The 2,877-nt window shown below is 38.4% G+C and carries 3 protein-coding genes and 1 pseudogene; all 4 read left to right on the forward strand.

All coding sequences use genetic code 11. The features are described 5' to 3' along the window. Positions 1-9: 9 nt before the first annotated feature. The 4 genes and pseudogenes from ARSQ2_RS14880 to ARSQ2_RS08010 all read left to right on the forward strand — a co-directional run bounded on the left by ARSQ2_RS14880 (position 10) and on the right by ARSQ2_RS08010 (position 2,693). Positions 10-168: a transposase gene (locus tag ARSQ2_RS14880; RefSeq protein ID WP_420837756.1), complete on the forward strand. Its 159-nt coding sequence runs from the start codon at positions 10-12 to the stop codon at positions 166-168. Positions 169-195: 27 nt separating this feature from the next. Next, entirely contained in the window at positions 196-339 is a 144-nt protein-coding gene (locus ARSQ2_RS08000) for a hypothetical protein (protein ID WP_181994969.1), read from the forward strand. Between the two features lie 24 nt (positions 340-363). Next, positions 364-2,315, forward strand: a pseudogene (locus ARSQ2_RS08005) (exoribonuclease II). Between the two features lie 186 nt (positions 2,316-2,501). Then, positions 2,502-2,693 (forward strand): osmotically-inducible lipoprotein OsmB, encoded by a 192-nt coding sequence (locus tag ARSQ2_RS08010; protein ID WP_181994970.1) that lies wholly within the window; start codon positions 2,502-2,504, stop codon positions 2,691-2,693. Positions 2,694-2,877: the final 184 nt, after the last annotated feature.

Raw genomic sequence — 2,877 nt, forward strand, 5'->3', positions numbered from 1 at the left:
CAAGTCCTTATCCCAGTACTTCCTAAAAACAGTGTAATCATGATGGATAATGCAACTTTTCACAAGAAACAGAGTATTCAACAAGTCATCATCGATGCGGGGCATATGGTGGAATCTTTGCCTACCTATTCGCCAGATCTTAATCCAATTGAACATAAATGGGCATAAGCTAAATGCAAAAAAAAGAGCGCTCGGATGCGACAGGGATATTTTGTTCGCACTGAATGTGGTGTAATCAAAATTAAATCGCTTAGCTATATGCCATTTATTGAAGTGACAAATATTATTATTCTGCTTACCCATAGTACTCAACTTGAGCAAAATGTGGGTAAATTTTAATTTAACGACGCAAATACGGATAGTATGTTTCAAGATAACCCGCTGCTATAGCGCAGCTAAAACAGCAATTACATGCCCAAACGCGTCGTGTTGAAGGGATTGTCAAAAGTACTGAAAAAGGTTTTGGTTTTCTTGAGGTCGATGGAACGAAAACTTATTTCATTCCACCACGACAAATGAAAAAAGTAATGCATGGTGATCGAATTATCGCCACCATTCACACAAATAAAGATCGTGAAATTATTGAAACAGAACAATTAATTGAGCCCTTTCTTACCCGATTTGTAGGACGTATTCAAAAAAGAAATAATGATAATCGGCTTTATGTGAAACCCGATCACCCAGTATTAAAAGAAAATATTTTTTATCGTCCCGCGCAACATCTAGCTAATGATTTGATGCAAGATGATTGGGTTATAGCAGAAATCCGTCGTCATCCATTAAAAAATCAAGGCGGATTTCAAGCAGAAATAATCCAATATATTACCCATGGCGATGACCATTTTGCCCCTTGGTGGGTAACATTGAGTCGGCATCAATTAGAGCGCGAAGCGCCGGAAATGCAAAATTGTACCATTGAGGAGCAGACAGCAGAACGCCTTGATCTTACTCACCTCAACTTTATTACCATTGACAGTGCCAGTACCAAAGATATGGATGATGCGCTTTATATAGAGCGTATTGGCGATGATCAATTGCGTCTATTTGTTGCTATTGCCGATCCTACCAGTTATATCCCCGTAAATAGTAAGCTAGATACCATTGCTGAACAACATTGCTATACCAATTATCTACCAGGCTTCAATATTCCGATGTTGCCACGTGAATTATCAGATAATTTGTGTTCTCTGCGTCCTAATGAGCGCCGCCCTGCACTACTCTGTCAATTTGATATTAAACAAGATGGACAATTGGCTGATAATATTCAATTTTGCCTGGCATGGGTCGAGTCAAAAAATAAATTGGTATACGATGATGTCTCTGACTGGCTAGAACAGCAACAAGATAAATGGCAACCAGAAAATGAAATCATCAAACAGCAAATTTTATTGCTCAATGAAATGTGCGAAAAACGGGCCGCCTGGCGCCTAACTCATGCATTAGTATTTAAAGAGCGTCCTGATTATCGCTTTGTACTTGATGAGAATGGTAATGTCACGAATATATTGACAGAAAAACGGCGGATTGCTAATCGTATCGTCGAAGAAGCGATGATTGCAGCCAATCTTTGTGCAACAAAAGTATTAAAAGATAAATTAGCAGCCGGTATTTTTAATGTTCATAATGGCTTTGAACCCAGTCAAATTGATAACGTTGTTGCCATTTTGCAAGAACATGATATCGAACAAAATGCCCAAACACTTTTAACACTTGAAGGATTTTGTCGTTTACGGCGTTTATTAGATGGCCAACCCACTCAATTTATAGATAATCAAATACGCCGTTTTCAAGCTTTTTCTGAAATTAAAACTACGCCAGCTCCCCATTATGGTTTGGGATTTGATGCCTATGCAACCTGGACATCCCCTATCCGCAAGTATACAGATATCATCAATCACCGCTTTTTAAAAGCCATAATCAATAATGAGCAGCATAATATCACAAAACCTTCTGAAACTTTGATAGCAAAAATTACTGATCGCAAGCGCGCTAATCGTTTAGCTGAACGCGATGTCGGTGACTGGTTATATGCGCGTTATCTAAAACCTTTCGCCAAAACTAACACTATTTTTGCTGCCGAAATAACCGACATTACGCGAGGTGGGCTCCGGATCCGTTTAACCGACAATGGCGCCAATGCCTTTATTCCGGGACCTTTTATCCATTTTGTGCGAGAAGGAATACAGTGTAGTCAAGAAGCAGGCGCTATAATTATTAAAGGTGTTGCTGTTTATAAACTTAACGATGTGATTAATGTTCAACTTGAAGAAGTTCGCATGGAAACCCGCAATATTATTGCACGATTGGTATCCTAAGGACATTTCACAGATAGCTTACTGATATAAGCTATCTCGACAGAATAGCGGCTTTATTATTTTTGCAATTTCATTTAGCTTGCCGAAAAATCTGATTAAAAAAAGTTGCTGTCTAGGTTAATTTGAATTTAATTAATTATATCAATAGGATAGAAGAATGAAGAGTTCAAAAAACACACATTACTGATGTTAATATCTGTCATTTCCTTCATATCTATTACAGCCTGCTCTAATATATCAAAACGCGACAAAAATACCGCTATCGGTGCTGGCATAGGGGCAGTAGGTGGTGCTATTCTGACTGAAGGTAGTGGATTAGGTACGGTAGGTGGTGCTGCTATTAGTGGTCTAATTGGTCACCAAGTTGGTAAGAAATAGTCGCGCCCAACAAACTATAATAGAGCCAGTTATAGCTAAACGACTTAATTTTGATGACATTATTTATATGAGCTATTCAATAGATTTTAAACGTAAAGTGATATTTACGATGGAAGAAGAAGGGTTGAGTATCCGAAAAACAGCGAAGCAATTTCGGATTCGCTCTGCATCTGTATCGCGTTGG

Origin of the sequence: Arsenophonus endosymbiont of Bemisia tabaci Q2 (assembly GCF_902713415.1) — a bacterium.
Classification (GTDB): Bacteria; Pseudomonadota; Gammaproteobacteria; order Enterobacterales; family Enterobacteriaceae; genus Arsenophonus.